Origin of the sequence: Polaromonas glacialis, assembly GCF_000709345.1 — a bacterium.
In the GTDB taxonomy this organism is placed as follows: Bacteria; Pseudomonadota; Gammaproteobacteria; order Burkholderiales; family Burkholderiaceae_C; genus Polaromonas; species Polaromonas glacialis.
Map to the genome: position 1 here is coordinate 566,012 of NZ_KL448323.1, position 16,220 is coordinate 582,231.

15 protein-coding genes and 1 pseudogene are annotated in these 16,220 nt (G+C 61.8%); 12 read left to right on the forward strand and 4 right to left on the reverse strand.

The genetic code is table 11. The features are described from left to right. Positions 1-17: 17 nt before the first annotated feature. Positions 18-1,043 (reverse strand): phosphogluconate dehydrogenase (NAD(+)-dependent, decarboxylating), encoded by a 1,026-nt coding sequence (gnd, locus tag EC86_RS0103010; RefSeq protein ID WP_029524221.1) that lies wholly within the window; start codon positions 1,041-1,043, stop codon positions 18-20. Positions 1,044-1,405: 362 nt separating this feature from the next. On the opposite strand from gnd, the gene EC86_RS28495 reads away from it, so the two are divergent. Genes EC86_RS28495 through EC86_RS25845 form a run of 4 tightly spaced genes read left to right on the forward strand, consistent with a single transcriptional unit; the run spans position 1,406 to position 4,677 of the window. Next, a complete protein-coding gene (locus EC86_RS28495) occupies positions 1,406-1,573 on the forward strand; it encodes a hypothetical protein (RefSeq protein ID WP_156955202.1) in 168 nt (55 codons plus the stop codon). Positions 1,574-1,627: 54 nt separating this feature from the next. Continuing rightward, positions 1,628-2,572: a 2-deoxy-5-keto-D-gluconate 6-phosphate aldolase domain-containing protein gene (locus tag EC86_RS0103020; protein ID WP_232229767.1), complete on the forward strand. Its 945-nt coding sequence runs from the start codon at positions 1,628-1,630 to the stop codon at positions 2,570-2,572. A gap of 5 nt (positions 2,573-2,577) precedes the next feature. Then, complete coding sequence (locus EC86_RS0103025) at positions 2,578-3,900, forward strand: glucoamylase family protein (protein WP_332258596.1); 1,323 nt, start codon at positions 2,578-2,580, stop codon at positions 3,898-3,900. Between the two features lie 60 nt (positions 3,901-3,960). Next, positions 3,961-4,677, forward strand: a complete 717-nt coding sequence (locus EC86_RS25845; RefSeq protein ID WP_198026749.1) for a lycopene cyclase domain-containing protein — start codon at positions 3,961-3,963, stop codon at positions 4,675-4,677. Between the two features lie 77 nt (positions 4,678-4,754). Here the strand turns inward: EC86_RS25845 and EC86_RS25850 are convergent, their stop codons facing one another. Beyond that, on the reverse strand, positions 4,755-5,888 hold the full coding sequence (locus EC86_RS25850; protein ID WP_232229769.1) for a phospholipase D-like domain-containing protein: 1,134 nt from the start codon (positions 5,886-5,888) through the stop codon (positions 4,755-4,757). Continuing rightward, complete coding sequence (locus EC86_RS0103040) at positions 5,888-6,370, reverse strand: hypothetical protein (protein ID WP_036771764.1); 483 nt, start codon at positions 6,368-6,370, stop codon at positions 5,888-5,890. Before EC86_RS0103040 ends, EC86_RS25850 begins: the two co-directional genes overlap by 1 nt. Positions 6,371-6,743: 373 nt before the next feature. Here EC86_RS0103040 and EC86_RS30520 point away from each other — a divergent pair. The 8 genes and pseudogenes from EC86_RS30520 to EC86_RS0103080 all read left to right on the forward strand — a co-directional run. After that, a pseudogene (locus EC86_RS30520) lies at positions 6,744-7,032 on the forward strand (ArsB/NhaD family transporter); the annotation flags it as partial. 196 nt (positions 7,033-7,228) lie between these two features. Next, positions 7,229-7,627 (forward strand): hypothetical protein, encoded by a 399-nt coding sequence (locus EC86_RS0103050; RefSeq protein ID WP_029524227.1) that lies wholly within the window; start codon positions 7,229-7,231, stop codon positions 7,625-7,627. Between the two features lie 77 nt (positions 7,628-7,704). Then, the gene (locus EC86_RS0103055) at positions 7,705-8,991 is read left to right on the forward strand and encodes a TolC family protein (RefSeq protein ID WP_029524228.1); all 1,287 of its coding nucleotides are present in this window, start codon (positions 7,705-7,707) and stop codon (positions 8,989-8,991) included. Further along, positions 8,988-10,628, forward strand: a complete 1,641-nt coding sequence (locus tag EC86_RS0103060; RefSeq protein WP_029524229.1) for an efflux RND transporter periplasmic adaptor subunit — start codon at positions 8,988-8,990, stop codon at positions 10,626-10,628. Before EC86_RS0103055 ends, EC86_RS0103060 begins: the two co-directional genes overlap by 4 nt. After that, positions 10,625-13,795 (forward strand): efflux RND transporter permease subunit, encoded by a 3,171-nt coding sequence (locus EC86_RS0103065; RefSeq protein WP_029524230.1) that lies wholly within the window; start codon positions 10,625-10,627, stop codon positions 13,793-13,795. The genes EC86_RS0103060 and EC86_RS0103065 overlap by 4 nt, the downstream gene beginning before the upstream one ends. 138 nt (positions 13,796-13,933) lie before the next feature. Continuing rightward, on the forward strand, positions 13,934-14,377 hold the full coding sequence (locus tag EC86_RS0103070) for a hypothetical protein (RefSeq protein WP_029524231.1): 444 nt from the start codon (positions 13,934-13,936) through the stop codon (positions 14,375-14,377). Positions 14,378-14,562: 185 nt separating this feature from the next. Then, a complete protein-coding gene (locus EC86_RS0103075; RefSeq protein WP_029524232.1) occupies positions 14,563-14,988 on the forward strand; it encodes a hypothetical protein in 426 nt (141 codons plus the stop codon). 13 nt (positions 14,989-15,001) lie between these two features. Next, on the forward strand, positions 15,002-15,262 hold the full coding sequence (locus EC86_RS0103080; protein WP_029524233.1) for a DUF5676 family membrane protein: 261 nt from the start codon (positions 15,002-15,004) through the stop codon (positions 15,260-15,262). Positions 15,263-15,423: 161 nt separating this feature from the next. On the opposite strand, the gene tnpC is transcribed toward EC86_RS0103080, so the two are convergent. Continuing rightward, positions 15,424-16,220, reverse strand: a 797-nt coding sequence (gene tnpC / locus EC86_RS27490; protein WP_232229771.1) for an IS66 family transposase, incomplete at its 5' end; no start/stop codon positions are given.

Genomic DNA, 16,220 nt, shown 5'->3' on the forward strand with positions numbered 1-16,220 from the left:
GGGTGACACCGGATGCCTCATTTCGAGTCGTCTACGGTTTTTTCGGCGTGGCCACCAAATTCGTGGCGCATGGCCGACAGCACCTGGTAGGCAAAGCCGGCTTCGCCACACGAAGCGAAACGCTGGTACAAGGCGGCGCTGAGCACATGCGTGGGCACCGCTTCGTCGATCGCCGCCTGCAGCGTCCAGCGGCCTTCCCCCGAATCGGAGACACGTCCGCCGTAGGCCCCAAGCTGGGGGTCGTGCAGCAATGCGCCGGCCGTCAAATCTAGCAACCACGAGCCGATCACGCTGCCGCGGCGCCAGACCTCGGTGATGTCGGGCAGGTTCATCTCATATTGGTAGAACTCGGGATCGCGCAGCGGCGTGGTTTCGGCATCGGCCGTCTGTGTACCTTTGCCGACATTGGCGTTTCGCAGGATGTTAAGCCCCTCGGCATAGGCCGCCATCACGCCGTATTCGATGCCGTTGTGAACCATCTTGACGAAGTGGCCAGCGCCGTGCGGTCCGCAGTGCAGGAAACCTTGCTCGACACTGGCGTGACCGCCGCTGCGTCCGGGCGTGCGCGGTGCGGCGCCTACACCCGGCGCCAGCGCCATGAACACAGGTTCCAGGCGTTTCACAACATCGGTTTCGCCGCCAATCATCAGGCAGTAACCACGCGCCTGACCGGCAACGCCGCCACTGGTGCCGACATCGACATGGTGAAGCCCCGCTGCTGCCAGATCCTTGGCGCGTCGAATGTCATCGCGGTAATACGAATTGCCGCCGTCGATCACGATGTCGCCCGCGTACAGATGCGTGACCAAATCGGCGAGTGCCTGGTCCACGGCGCCAGCCGGCACCATCAGCCAGATCGCCCGCGGGCGAGTCATTTTCGAGACCAGTTCGGCAAGCGACGCTGCGCCTTCGGCGCCGTCACTCTGCAGGCTGGCCACCACCGCAGGCTGCCGGTCGTGCACGACACACCCGTGACCCTTCGCCAGCAGGCGCCGAACCATGCTCGCGCCCATTCGACCCAAACCGATCATTCCGAGCTGCATCTGCTTGTCCTTAGCGCCAGTCACCTACGCCGCACGCCAGACATGAATGACCATCGAGAGCAATTTCACTTTGGGCATGTCGGTGCCGGGACGAAGTGTTACTGTAGCGGCCCAGCCGGGGTCAGTCAATACGTTGCCGCTTATTGCCAAACGGCCAAGGGCTGAATGGCTGAACCGTGCAGGCGATCAATCCGCCCGCATGACGTGATCACTTTCCTCGCATGGCGTCGCCACATTCATCTTTCCCGAGGGTGCTCCACCGCACAGACGCTTCGCGCATGAACACGTACTTTGAGTGCACAAGACTATGATTGCGCATTCGCGATGCAGCCACGCCCAACTTCATTGAAGGAGTCCGTTCAATGACCCACAACCATTCCACTGCGGAGATGGAAACGGCATTCAAGGCCTCGGAATTTGAAGGTCGCGAGTCCAGCGGCATCCAGTTGGTGAGGAGGCAACTCGAAGATCACTTTCTTGAGAAACCTCCCAATACCACCCAATGGCCTGAAAAGCGGTTCGTGTTCTGAGCGAGCCGCTACAGAATAGGTGCCCAAATCATGCCCATAGGCTATACCCAACCGTTGTACATCCTGCCTTTCGATCATCGCGCGTCTTTCGTGAGCGGCATGTTCGGCTGGCGCGGCGCGCTCAAGCCTGAGCAGATCGCGCAAATCAACGCTGCCAAGCGCGTGATTTATGACGGCTTCACGGCCGCAGTGGCAGGCGGTGTTGACAAGGACAAGGCCGGCATCCTGGTTGATGCACACTTTGGCGAAGAGATCCTGCGCGATGCAAAACGCAGCGGAATCATCACCTGCGTCCCCGCCGAGAAGAGCGGGCAGGACGAATTTGACTTCGAGTTCGGCGACGACTTCGCGCGGCACATCCGGGCCTTTGCGCCGACCTTTTGCAAGGTGCTGGTGCGCTACAACCCCGAAGGCGATGCGGCCATGAACCGCCGCCAGGCGTCGCGTCTTCGGAGACTGTCCGAATACCTCGGTGGTGGCCCATCAAGATTCATGTTCGAGCTGCTGGTGCCCGCAACGCCCACACAGCTTGAAGCACTCGGCGGGGACGTCCAAGCCTACGACCGCAAGGTCCGGCCCGCACTGATGCTGCACGCCCTGCGCGAGCTGCAGGATGCGGGGGTCGAAGCCGATGTCTGGAAAGTCGAGGGCCTCGACAACCAAGGCGACTGCGAGCGCCTCGTCTTGATGGCGCGGCGCGACGGGCGCGCGAACGTGGGCTGCATCGTGCTCGGGCGCGGTGAGAACGAGCAGCACGTTCACGCTTGGCTGGCCACCGCAGCGGGCGTAGCCGGTTTCATCGGCTTCGCGGTGGGGCGGACCACCTTCTGGGAGCCGCTGGTCGCCGTACGCGACAAGAAAATCACTCGCGAGGTTGCTGTGGCTGAAATCGCCCGGCGCTACCGACAGTGGGTTGATATTTTCGAGCTGGCCAAGGCTGCAGCCAGTTTTTCAGACGGGGCGCCTGCTGTAGGGCTTGCGAGGCCCCCGGAAGGTTGAGACTCGTGCCCCCTCCTGTGCAGCAACATGCGATTTCGCTGAACTTCGGTGAAACACGGCTGGACGCATTGCAGCGGCATGCCTTCGAGTATTTTTCGCGCGAGACCAACCTTGCGAACGGGCTCGTCGCCGACAAATCGCAGCCGGGCTCGCCCGCAAGCATCGCCGCCGTGGGCTTTGCGCTGGCGGCTTATCCGGTGGGGGTCGAGCGTGGCTGGATGACGCGCGCGGATGCGCTGGCCCGCACGCTGGCGGTGCTGCGGTTCTTCTGGGCCAGCCCACAAGGAACGGCGCCCGACGCGACCGGGTACAAAGGCTTCTACTACCACTTTCTCAACATGAGCACGGGTCACCGCGCGGGCTTGTGCGAGCTGTCCACCATCGACAGCACATTCCTCATTGCCGGCATGTTGGCCGCCGCTGCGTACTTCGACCACGAGGACGAAGACGAACAAGCAGTGCGCACGCTGGCCGACGCGCTGTACTGCCGGGTCGATTGGGCATGGGCTTGCAACGGGGCAGCGACCGTAACGCATGGCTGGAGACCCGAAGGTGGCTTCCTGCCCTACCGCTGGAGCGGCTACGATGAAGCCACCTTGCTATACGTGCTGGGGCTGGGCTCGCCGACGCACCCGCTGTCGGCCGAGAGCTACACAGCCTGGACCTCAACTTACGAGTGGAAGACTATCTACGGCCACGAGTTGCTCTATGGCGGACCGCTCTTCATCCACCAGTATTCGCACATCTGGCTGGACCTGCGCGGCATCCAGGATGCCTTCGCGCGCGACAAGGGCATCGACTACTGCGAGAACAGCCGCCGCGCGACCTACGTGCAGCGGGAGTACGCCATCCGCAACCCGCTGGACTTTGCGGGCTACGGTGAAAACTTCTGGGGTCTGACCGCGAGCGATGGGCCAGGCTCGACGACGCGCCGCATCAAGGGCATAGAGCGCTCGTTCTTCGACTATGTGGCCCGCGGCGCACCGTACGGCCCCGACGACGGGACCATCGCGCCCTGGGCCGTGGCCGCGTCGTTGCCGTTTGCGCCCGAGATCGTGCTGCCGACGCTGCAGCATTTTCAGGACGTCTATCCACAGGTCACTGGCGAATACTGCTTCAGGTGCAGTTTCAACCTGAGCTTCTCGGACGAGGCTGAAAGCGATGGCCACGTGGGCTGGACATCGCCCTATCACTTCGGCATCAATTTGGGCCCAGTCGTGCTGATGTGCGAGAACTACCGGTCAGGATTACTTTGGCGGTTGATGAGAGCTTGCCCTGCCATCGTAAGCGGGCTGAGGCGGGCAGGATTCAGGAACGGTTGGTTATGAACGCGCCCGCCAGTCGAGCGCTCAGTCCACCGGGACACGCGCGGTGAAGCAGCATTACGTTTGGCTCATCTGGTCAAGCGCCTTTCTGATTTTCTGGGCTGTCCTCTACATGGCCCGGCCGCCACTCCGTGCGGTCATGTGGCCGCCAATCTCGCGATCACGCTGTTCGGGCTCACGGAGCTGATCTTCGTGCCTGAATACTGGAATCCGCCCAGCCTCTTCAATCTGGCCCAACGCACCGGATTCGACATCGAGAGCCTGATTTTTTCTTTTGCTCTCGGGGGCACCGGCACAGTGTTGTACGACGCCCTCGCCGGACGAGACCTTGTGCCAGCCAGTGCCGCGTTACGCCAGGCGCTGCAGCACTGCCTGCACCGATGGGCAATGCTGTTGCCATCCGCAACGTTTGTGCCGCGCTGCGTCCTGCCTTGGAATCCGATCTACGCGGTGCTCGCGTGTCTGGTGCTGGGCGCGGTCGCATCGAATCTCTGTTGCCCGGAGCTGCGGCGCAAGTCTTTCGTTGGTGGCCTTCTTTTCCTCGCTTTGCACGCCGTGTTCATGCTGGGATTGAAGGGGTTCGCGCCGGGCTACATCGCCGCAGTCTGGAACCTGCCCGCATTGAAAGTAGGGCTGGTGTACGGCATACCCACTGAAGAGCTGTTGTTCGGCTTTGCGTTCGGTCTGTACTGGTCGGGCGTTTATGAGCACTTCACCTGGAGCGTGAGTGCAATGCGATCAAAATCTGTCAGCGGACAGTTGACACGCCCGCGGTTGTGAATCTGCAGTCGCTGCAACTTTCTGCCTGAGTTGCCCCAGGCAACACCTTAGGCTCCTTCGTGTTCCGGGTTGGTCTTCTAGAGCCAGCGGCGCAAAGCTCGTCCGATGGCTTCGAGTGGCAGATTCGTCCAGGACCGCCCGGACCACCTGTCGCCATGGATCAGGCGCGAGGCGGATATGTCCTCGCAGAACTGCCGATGCAGGCGCTCGCAATCATCGGGTGCAGTCGTCGCGAGCAGCAACTCGTAGTTGAGAAAGAAGCTGCGGTAGTCGAAGTTGGCGCTCCCGAGCGTGGCCCAATGTCGGTCGACCACCACGGTTTTTGCGTGGAGCATGCGTGGCAGGTACTCGTAAATGCGCACGCCGGCGGACATCAGTGACGCGTAGAGCGCGTGCGCCGCCCATCTCGTGATCGGCACATCGCTCTTTGCCGGGACCAGCAATCGTACGTCGACGCCTCGACGCGCGCAGGCCATCAACTGGTGCAGGGTGGACAGGTCGGGAACGAAGTAAGGCGTCGTAAGATAGATGCGCTCGTTGGCAGATTGGAACGCCTCGGCGTAGAGGCAGCGAATGCGATGCCGGCAGGCTCGCGAGTGGTTCGAGACGAGTTGCAGCTCGCGCACATCGCGCTCAACCGGCGTCCAGCGGCGGTGGCCTCGCCAAAACGCGTCGAAAAGGTACGCTGCATCGGCTGCCAAAGCTCCAGAAACTTCCGCGTGCGTGTCTCGCCACCGCGACTCGCCGTAGCACTGGCGCGAGCTCTCCCGGTGAATATTGAACCCGCCGACGTACGCGACACGGTCGTCGACAACGAGCAGCTTGCGGTGGCTTCGCCGGTTGTAGCGCAACGGTTCGCGCCAACTCCAGCGATGGAACCATCGCAGTTGCACGCCGTGGTCGCGCAGGTAGCGCTGCAGCGAAGACGATGTGCTGCCCCAGGCACCTGCCGCGTCCAGATGCACCCGGACATCGACGCCCGCAGCAGCGCTTTTCACCAACGCCTGGGCGAATCTCCAGCCGACATCGTCGCTGGCGAAGATGTAGCTCTCCATGCGCACGACGGTGTTGGCGCTATCGATTGACGCGAGCATCGCTTCGTACAGTGCGTCGCCCTCCGTGAACAGCTGATCGATTTGACTCAGCCGAGCCTCGGATCGGAGGCTGTGGATTCCCTGTTTCGGGCCTCGATACATCGGGTCGGGCATCATCACGATCGCAACTGACGCCGCGTGAGCAGGACGGCCACCGGGGGCAGGATGATCCACTGAAGAATGGGAACCAGGCCGACGTTGACGCCCCACAAAACCGGCATGTCGGCCGAGTAGGTCCATCCCTCAAGCCACCGCCCGCTCGTGGCGAGTACCTCGATGACGGTCGTGATCAGCACACCAACGATCACGAAGATTGCGATTGGCATGGGCCCCGACTGCTGCAGCCAGCCGCGGCCACTGCCGGATACCGCCGCGACGGTCCAGAAGGCGATGACCATGATTCCCGCATCGCCGAAGGCCGCGCGTGTGCAGTATTGCAACGCGTCGCCGTGCGGCATGCTGGCCATGCCTACGAACAGCGGCGACTGGATGATTTCCCATGGAAAATTCAGCAGGAAAGCGAAGCCCGCCAGAGCGAGTTCGGGCCAGCGAAGTGCATTCCGCAGCTGCTTCGAAAAGCTAGGTTTCGTAGGCTTCACAATCGCAAGAGCCTTGCTCGTTCGAACTTTATCGTCACCGATGCGGGCTCCAAGCCACACATGGTGTGCTCAACGGGGCCAAAGACCGCCGTGTGACCCGGAACGCCATCCGGCAGGTCGCGCCACTCGCGCAAGGCATTTTTCATGCGGTGGCAGGTCATTGCAGTGCCAGGAAACGATTCGGATTGATGCTGCGCGCCACTCGCTCCGCACTCCAAGAGTGGATCAGCGCTTCCAAGTTTACCCGCACCTTTTACTTGGGCAACCCAGTAAAAGTTCACTAGGAGTCTGGGCACTCAAACCGTCCTGGGAATGGCCCCGACTTGTCAAGGCTTGAGGGTTTTGTTGCTGACTGGTTCTTCTGCCATCGACTGGCCTGCGCAATGCTGGACACGCAGGCCACCTGACTGGATTGCTCAATCAGTTCGCACACTCGGTGTATGGGGCGCAGTCAGAGGCACGGCTTGCTCACGGCCGCTTTGTCATCGGTGATGAACAACATGCCTACCGTGCTGGTCAGTCCTTTGTCAATCGAAGTTTCTTCCGCCCAATGCGCGTTCGCGAAGCGATGATTTATGCCAACATTATTGCCAGTGACCTGGGTCCGATGATCATGCCCATCGCAAGCCTTGGCGACACTGCTCTGGCTGCGTTTGCCGGCAACCGTCATCGAATATCTCAAGACCCCGCCCAGCCGCGCCCATGCTGCAACAATTGCTGGAAAGCATGGACGTGCCTGCTCAAGGCGGTCACTGCGCAAGATGTGGCTCAGGTAAAATTGTTGGTCGCAGTCTTCATGTAAGTCATGATTTCTCCGATGATGATCCGGAATAAGTCTTAATTCATTAAACTCAGCCCATGACCCGCAATCGCCGCAATCGCCTGATCACTGTGCTTTTCGCGCTGGTCAGCCTGCTGTTCATGCAGTTGGCGGTGGCGAGATACGTTTGCCCGGGCACTGCATCAAAAGTCGCTGAAGTTGCGGCGATGGCGGAGGCCGACATGCCATGCGCTGAATCCATGACGCTGGCCATGGACGAATCGCAGCCCAACCTGTGTCAGGCACACTGCCAGGCCGGGCAGCAAACTGCCGACAGGTATGAATTGCCTGCCTCGGTGGTCACTGTTACTCTGCCGGCCGATTTCACATTGTCGGTTACTGCCCCGGTGTTTTTGGGAGCGCCATTGCAAGCGCCCCACCTGAAGCGCACCACGGCTCCGCCCGTCGCCATCCGGAACTGCTGCTTTCGTCTCTGACCTCCCTGATCGCTTAACGCCTGCCTGGATGCATTTCTGATGCATTGGCAGGTTTTTATTCGTGCTCAGGAGGTTTTATGTCTATTTCGTTTCCGATTTACCGGGCTGCCGTTGCCGCCGTGCTTGTTGCCATGGGGTTCCCGTCCTGGGCAACTGACCCGTTGACCCTGGTGGAGGCGCAGCGCATTGCGGTGGGCCGTTCCCCGCAACTGATTGCCCAGAACGCACGCACCACTGCCGCTCACGAGCAGGGCGTGGCTGCCGGCCAGTTGCCCGACCCCGTGCTCAAGCTTGGTATTGACAACCTGCCGGCCAATGGCCCGGACCGTCTCAGCCTCACGCGTGACTTCATGACCATGCGCCGGATTGGCGTCATGCAGGAGATTCCGCGCCTTGAGAAACGCCAGCTCAGGGCGGAAAAGTTTGAACGCGACGCCCGGCGGGTGCAGGCGCAGCGGCAAGTGACGTTCGTCAACGTGCAGCGGGACACGGCGTTGGCCTGGCTGGATCGCCATTACGCGCAAGCCCAGCGTGAATTGCTGCAGCAGCAAATAGAAGAAACCGGGCTGCAGGTTCAGGCCGCCGACAGCGCCTTTCGTACCAACCGGGGTAGCCAGGCTGACGTGTTCGCAGCCCGGGCCGCAGTGATCACGTTGCAAGACCGGCTGAGCCAGATTGACCGCCAGTCGCGCAGCGCTTCCTTGATGCTGGCCCGGTGGGTGGGCGCGGCCGATGCGGAACGACCACTTGCAGGAACACCACAATGGCAAAGTACGCCGTTGCACGATGACGTTCTGAACGAACACCTCCAGTGGCATCCCGAACTGTTGGTCATAAGCGCCGAAATTGAGGTGGCCGAAACCGAGGCCCGGCTTGCCCAGGCTGACAAGAAGGCCGACATCAGTGTGGAGGCGAGTTACGCCCAGCGCGGCCCAGCCTTCTCCAACATGCTTTCCATCGGGGTATCCATCCCCTTGCAGTGGAACCCCAAAAACCGCCAGAACCGAGAGTTGAGCGCCAAGCTGGCCATGGTCGATGAGGCCAGGGCCAGGTACGAAGACATGCTGCGCAAGAACGAAGCCGAGGTACGCGTCCTGCTCAACGAATGGCAGACGGGCAAGGAGCGGCTGGTTCGGTACCGGGATGAACTCATTCCCACTGCCCGACAGCGCTCAGAGGCGATGCTCACGGCTTACCGCAGTGGCAAAACCGACCTGGCTGCCGGGCTGTCAGCACGCCGCGATGAAATTGATGTTCGCATGCAGGCTTTGGTCCTGGAGATGGAAACGGCGCGCTCCTGGGCACAACTCCATTTCCTGATTCCCGATCACGATATGGCAACCATCGCCAGGAAGCTGCCATGAACAGGAAATTTCTCATTACCGCGCTGCTTGCTGCGGGCGTGCTTGGTGCTGCCGGTTACGGCCTGTACACCCTGGGGTTGAAAAACGGAAGCAGCATGGCTGCAGTCGCCACGCCTGGTGACGCACCGCCAAGCCCAACCACAGTGCCAACGCCCGGCCCTCAGAGCGTCGCCGAAGGTGAAGAGTCGACCCGCCGCCATATCGCCACAGGCCTCAAGGCGGGGGACATCGATCCAATGACCGGCGGAAAAATTCTTTATTACCACGACCCCATGGTGCCCGGCAGCAAGTTTGACAAGCCGGCCAAATCGCCTTTCATGGACATGATGCTCGTGCCGGTCTATGCACAAAGTGGCGCCGACCAGGGCAATGTCACCGTCAGTCCACGCATTCAACAAAATCTAGGCGTGCGAACCGCGCTGGTGACCGAGGGCACGCTGTCGCCGCAGGTTTCCGCTGTAGGCAGCATTGCGTTCAATGAACGCGACCAGGCGACCGTCCAGGCACGGGCCACCGGTTATGTTGAGCGCCTGCATGTGCGGGCCACGCTGGACCGGGTCACCAAGGGTCAGCCGCTGGTTGAGCTGTATGTTCCGGACTGGGTGGCTGCGCAGGAAGAGTTTTTGGCCATCAAACGCATGCAGGGTCATGACCTGGCGTCACTGGTGGACGGCGCCCGCCAGCGCATGCGCCAGGCGGGCATGAGCGAAGCGCAGATTCGTCAAGTTGATGCGAGCGGCCTAACCCAGACGCGAATTACCGTGGCGGCACCGCTCAGCGGGGTGGTGGTGGAGTTGATGGTGCGTGAAGGTATGACGGTGCAGGCCGGTTCCACGCTGTTTCGCATCAATGGCCTGTCCACCGTGTGGGCCAACGCCGAGGTACCGGAGAGCCAGTCTGCCCTGCTGCGCCCAGACGCTAAGGTGCAGGCCCGCAGTCCGGCTGCACCTGGCATGACGTTCGACGGCAAGGTGCAGGCCATCCTGCCCGAGGTCAATCCAGTGACACGCACGCTCAAGGCCCGCATGGAATTGGCCAACCCAGGCGGGCGCCTCGTGCCGGGCATGTTTGTGAGCATGCAGTTCATGGACATGCGCGCCGACAAAGCCTTGCTGATCCCGACCGAAGCCGTCATCCAGACCGGCAAGCGTACGGTGGTGATGCTGGCCGAGGACAACGGGCGCTTCCGGCCGGTCGATGTTCAGATGGGGATTGAAAGTGGTGGCCAGACTGAAATCAAGGCCGGCCTGCAGGCCGGACAGCGCGTGGTGGTGTCGTCACAATTCCTGATCGATTCCGAGGCCAGCCTCAAGGGTGTGGAAGCCCGGTTGAACGAAGTTCCCCAGGCGGCAGCCGCCACGGCGGCACCGCGCCACGAAGGCGAGGCTCGGGTCGAAGCCATTGGCAAAGACGAGATCACCCTGTCGCACGGACCTATTGCCTCGCTCAAGTGGGGCGCGATGACCATGGATTTCAAGCCACCGCCTCCCAAGGAACTGCCGCGTAACCTGCAAGCCGGCGAGCGGGTGCGCTTTGAGTTCTACATGGGCGAGGACGGGCTGCCTCAGCTGACAAAAGTCACGCCTCTGGCCTCAGCACCGGGCGCTACATCCGCAGCGACAGGGAGCAAGAGGTGATCGCCAGTCTGATCCGATGGTCCATCGCGAACCGCTTTCTGGTGCTGCTGGCCAGCTTGATGATCAGCGCCTGGGGCGTGTACTCGGTGCAAAGAACGCCGCTGGATGCCTTGCCCGACCTGTCCGATGTGCAGGTCATCATCCGCACCACCTACCCGGGTCAGGCGCCTCGCATCGTCGAGAACCAGGTCACTTACCCGCTGACCACGACCATGCTCTCAGTGCCGGGCGCCAAGACGGTGCGCGGCTACTCCTTTTTTGGCGACTCCTTTGTCTACGTATTGTTTGAGGACGGCACCGACCTGTACTGGGCACGTTCGCGGGTGCTGGAATACCTCAACCAGGTGCAATCGCGCTTGCCGGCGGCTGCAAAAGCCTCGCTGGGGCCTGACGCGACAGGCGTGGGCTGGATTTACCAGTATGCCCTGATCGACCGCAGCGGCACCCAGGACGTTTCGCAACTGCGCGCGCTGCAGGACTGGTTTCTCAAGTACGAACTCAAAACCGTGCCCAACGTCGCCGAGGTCGCCTCGATCGGCGGCATGGTCCGCCAGTACCAGATCGTGCTCGACCCGGACAAGCTGGCAGCTTATGCCATCCCGCACACCCGGGTGGTCGAAGCCATTCAGAAGGCCAACCAGGAAGCCGGGGGCTCGGTGCTCGAACTGGGGGAGGCCGAGTACATGGTGCGGGCCTCGGGGTATCTGCAGAGTCTGGACGACTTCCGGGCGGTGCCGTTGATGACCACCCCTGGCGGCGTTTCAGTGCGCCTGGGTGACGTGGCGCGCATCCAGATCGGTCCGGAAATGCGCCGAGGCATCGGCGAACTGGACGGCGAGGGCGAAGCCACTGGCGGCGTGATCATCATGCGTTCGGGCAAGAACGCGCTCGAAACGATTGCGGCGGTCAAGGCCAAGCTCGCCTCCTTGCAATCCAGCTTGCCCAAGGGCGTGGAAATCGTGCCGGTCTACGACCGCTCCAAGCTGATTGAGCGCGCCGTGGACAACCTGACCTACAAGCTGCTGGAGGAGTTCCTTGTCGTGGCGTTGGTGTGCTTTATCTTCCTATTTCACCTGCGCTCGGCCTTCGTGGCCATCATCTCGCTGCCGCTGGGTATTCTGATCGCCTTCATCGTGATGCGCTACCAGGGGGTGAATGCCAACATCATGTCGCTGGGCGGCATCGCCATCGCCATTGGCGCCATGGTCGACGCGGCGGTGGTCATGATCGAGAACGCCCACAAGCACCTGGAGCACTGGGGCCACGACCATCCCGACAAAACCTTGCAGGGCGAGGCGCGCTGGCGGGTCATCGGCGACGCGGCGGCCGAAGTGGGGCCGGCGCTGTTCTTTTCACTGCTCATCATCACCTTGTCGTTTGTCCCGGTGTTCACGCTGCAAGCCCAGGAAGGCAGGATGTTCTCGCCACTGGCCTTTACCAAGACCTATGCCATGGCGGCGGCGGCCGGGCTGTCAGTCACCCTGATTCCGGTGCTGATGGGTTACCTCATCCGGGGCCGGATTCCCGATGAGCGGGCCAATCCGCTGAACCGCTTGCTCATCGCGGTCTACCGGCCCATGCTGGAGGTGGTGCTGCGCGCGCCCAAACTTACCCTGCTGGCTTCGGCCGTCGTGCTGGTGCTCAGCCTTTGGCCGCTGCAGCACATTGGCGGCGAGTTCATGCCGCGCCTGGACGAGGGCGACCTGCTCTACATGCCGTCGGCGCTGCCGGGCCTGTCGGCTGGCAAGGCGGCCGAGCTGCTGCAGCAGACCGACCGGCTGATCAAGACCGTGCCCGAAGTGGCCAGTGTCTATGGCAAGGCCGGGCGCGCCGAAACCGCCACTGATCCGGCGCCGATGGAAATGTTTGAAACCACCATCCAGTTCAAGCCCAAGGACCAATGGCGCCCCGGCATGACGCAGGACAAGCTGGTGGAAGAACTCGACCGCATCGTCAAGGTGCCGGGCCTTTCCAATATCTGGGTGCCGCCGATCCGCAACCGCATCGACATGCTCGCCACGGGTATCAAGAGCCCGGTGGGCGTGAAGGTGGCCGGCACCGATCTGGCGACCATCGACCGGCTGACGGGTGAAATCGAGCGGATCCTGAAGGATGTTTCGGGCGTCAGCAGCGCGCTGGCCGAGCGCCTGACCGGCGGACGTTACGTGGATGTGAACATCCGGCGTGACGCTGCTGCACGTTTTGGCCTGAACATTGCTGACGTGCAGTCGGTCATCACTCTGGCGGTGGGGGGCGAGAACATTGGCGAAACGGTCGAGGGCTTGCAGCGCTTCCCGATCAATGTGCGCTACCCCCGGGAAATCCGCGATTCCCTGGAGAAGCTGCGGCGCCTGCCTTTTGTGACGGAACGCGGTCAGCGCCTGGTGCTGTCGGACGTGGCCGACATCGGCATCACCGATGGCCCGCCCATGCTGCGCAGCGAAAACGCCCGCCTGTCGGGCTGGGTTTATGTGGACATCCGGGGGCGCGATCTGCGCTCGGCCGTGCAGGACATGCAGCAGGCCGTCACGGAGAAGGTCAAGCTGCCGCCCGGGTATTCGATTTCCTGGTCCGGCCAGTTCGAGTTCCTGGAACGTGCGACGGCCAAACTCAAGGTGGTGGTGCCGTTCACGCTGCTGATCATCTTTGTGCTGCTGTACCTGACCTTCAAGCGCCTCGACGAGGCGCTGCTGATCCTGGCCACGCTGCCGTTTGCGCTGGTGGGGGGTATCTGGCTGCTCTACCTGCTGAGCTACAACCTGTCGGTTGCCGGCGCTGTCGGGTTCATTGCACTGGCCGGAATCTCAGCGGAATTCGGCGTGATCATGCTGCTGTACCTGAGGTCTGCCTGGGACGACAGGCTCGCGCAGGGGAAAACCAGTGCTGCCGATCTGCTGGACGCCATCCGGGAAGGCGCGGTGTTGCGCGTGCGGCCCAAAGCCATGACAGTGGCCGTGATCCTGGCGGGCCTATTTCCCATCATGTGGGGAAGCGGGACGGGCTCCGAGGTCATGCAGCGCATCGCCGCGCCCATGGTGGGCGGCATGATCACGGCACCGCTGCTGTCGATGTTCGTGATTCCGGCGGTGTACCTCCTGATGCGCAGGCCTCGAGGAACTCAGCGCACATCGGGCCGCTTCTGGGGGCACCGCCGTGCAGTGGTTTGAGAATTGCTCGGGCTTGTTTGGGCTGATGGGCTCGGCGTTTACTTGTCGAGCTTGTAAGCTGATACCGCGTCTGTTGACGTAAATCAATTATTGGTAGCCATATGCGCGTAGGATGAAATCCCTGCGATCCCAACTTTCATGAAGCTTTTTTCCAACACCCGCGCCAAGCGCAACACCGCATTCATGGTGTTGCTGGTGTGGCTGTTTGCGCTGACTTCAGGAGTTGCGAATGCGTGCTTGCTGGAAGCGCGTCAAACGCACTCCCACGTTGCTACAGCTGCATCTCCCGAAGCTTCTGCGCATGCATCCGTGATATTTCCTGGTCACACGGGAGCCGTTGCTGATGGCGTTGGCGAGTCGCACTTCAAGGCGCCATGCTTGAAGGTTTGCGACGATGGCACGCGCTCTTTCCCCAAGCAGGACTCGACGGTTGCCCAGAACGATGCCGGTCCAGCGCCCCTCGTTCAGGTTCTCTGGGGCAGAGTAGCACCCGTCGTTCCAACGCTTCGCCAACTGGATGAGGAGCAGCCAGCCACGCCTGAGCTGCCCATCCGCGTTCGCTTCTCGCGACTGGCCATTTAGCGGCCTTCCGACGTTTGACCCTGAGCCTCGCGCTCTGTGGCCTGCGTTCGTATTTCCATCCAGTTTGCTTTTTGCCCCCGGGCGCGCAAAGCAGACTTGAGCCTTGCACCAGCATCGTCTATGCCTACCCAAGGCACAGCATCGCACACCATATTCATTTTTTGTTACCTAACCAGGAGTCTGTCATGACCCATTTTCGATTCATTCCCCTTGCCGCTGCCCTCACCGCCGCCATCGCATTGACCGCCTGCAACACGGCTCCGACGATGATGCCCATGGGCACCGCGTCTGCCAGCAGCATGGCCACGCCCGATCAGATGGGCAAGATGGATGCGCAGATGAAATCCATGCAGGCCATGCACGACAAGATGATGAGCGCGAAGACCCCTGAAGAGCGCAGCAAGCTGATGGCAGAACACATGAAAACCATGCAGGACGGCATGGCCATGATGGAAGGCATGTCCGGCGCCGGCAAGGGCGGCATGAAGGGCATGCCGGGCATGCCGGGCGACATGGGCGCGCACCAGCAGATGATGGAAAAGCGCATGGAGATGATGCAGACCATGATGAAAATGATGATGGACCGCATGCCGGCGGCGCCCGCCAAATAAAGGAGCCCATGCCATGACACCGCTTCGCACGGGTCTCGCGCTGGCCATCACCGTCGGGCTGTTTTATGCCCTGTGCGCGCTGGTCTGGGCCTTGGCACCCGGTCCGTTCCTGGGCTTCATGAACAGCCTGTTCCATGGCATGGACTTCAGCACCATGGTGCAGCCTCGGCCATTCGCATGGCAGGGATTCCTGATGGCGCTCCTCGTACTGAGCACTTGGGCCTTTTTTGCCGGTGCTTTCTTTGCGTGGTTGTCCAATCGATTGATACGTTGATCAACTCCCGCCTAGGGAAATTTGCAGCCATCGCGCAAGGCGGTGGGCCCAACGGCCCGCACCCTATTTTGTTTAGCTTAACGCCGGGTTTGATGATCTGGCGGGAAGCGTTGAAGGTTAGAAAAGAAAAGCCCTATGTTAAAGAGAAGTGACTGTTCAGCCTACGCGAGCGCCAGGGCCTGTCCCGAGAAGACGGCGCGCATGGCGTGAAGCATGCCAAAGCCTTGCTTGCGCGCGGTGTCCAGATAGGAGCGGATGGTGCAGAAATTCTGCGCGCCCGGCAAGGTACGAAAGCAGCCTGAAATTCTCTGCTTGACCTTTGGCATGCGAATGGCGCGCTCGGCCAGGTTGTTGGTAAAGGGCACACCCAAATCGCGCATGAAGCGCAGTACCTCCTGCTCTCGCTCCAACAGCCGGCGCAGCAGGTTGAAGGCACCTGACTGCTTGGCCCGGCCACGTTGTCCTAGCGCCTTGGCCGCTGGCAGGTTTTGCGCCTGGCCTTCCTGCACCAAGGCGCGGTATTGGCTGGCAAAGACCTCGACCTGCACAGCCTGTAGTGCCGTATCGGTCTGACGCGCCGCCTTGCAGGCTTGGTCAGCGGCCAGCAACAACTCGATAAGGCCCTGGGGCCACGCTTGCGCAGTGGTCTCTTTTTGATAAATCAGCTCGCGCAGTAAGTGTGCGCCGCACAGCGAGTGCGCGCACTCCAGGCTCCAGTAGGGCGCCCAGCAGTCGTGCACCAGCGTGCCCGCGTAGTTGGGCAGCACCCCATGGTCGGCTATTGCTTGCATGCCCCGCTTGGGATGCACGCCGTACCAAGTGTGGGTGGCCGTGGCGGCCGTATGCAGCCACTGCAGGCAAGACGCTACGCGCAGGCCCGATTCATCGACATGCACCACCGCTGCGGCCTGCACGCTTTGCACGATGGCCTGCACCGTGGGCACCAGCGCCTGCGCGG

Coding starts and splice junctions, on each gene's coding strand:
- gnd (WP_029524221.1), bottom strand. CDS start 1,043: ATGCAGCTCGGAATGATCGGTTTGGGTCGAATGGGCGCGAGCATGGTT.
- EC86_RS28495 (WP_156955202.1), top strand. CDS start 1,406: ATGACCCACAACCATTCCACTGCGGAGATGGAAACGGCATTCAAGGCC.
- EC86_RS25850 (WP_232229769.1), bottom strand. CDS start 5,888: ATGATGCCCGACCCGATGTATCGAGGCCCGAAACAGGGAATCCACAGC.
- EC86_RS0103050 (WP_029524227.1), top strand. CDS start 7,229: ATGACCCGCAATCGCCGCAATCGCCTGATCACTGTGCTTTTCGCGCTG.
- EC86_RS0103055 (WP_029524228.1), top strand. CDS start 7,705: ATGTCTATTTCGTTTCCGATTTACCGGGCTGCCGTTGCCGCCGTGCTT.
- EC86_RS0103060 (WP_029524229.1), top strand. CDS start 8,988: ATGAACAGGAAATTTCTCATTACCGCGCTGCTTGCTGCGGGCGTGCTT.
- EC86_RS0103070 (WP_029524231.1), top strand. CDS start 13,934: ATGAAGCTTTTTTCCAACACCCGCGCCAAGCGCAACACCGCATTCATG.
- EC86_RS0103075 (WP_029524232.1), top strand. CDS start 14,563: ATGACCCATTTTCGATTCATTCCCCTTGCCGCTGCCCTCACCGCCGCC.
- EC86_RS0103080 (WP_029524233.1), top strand. CDS start 15,002: ATGACACCGCTTCGCACGGGTCTCGCGCTGGCCATCACCGTCGGGCTG.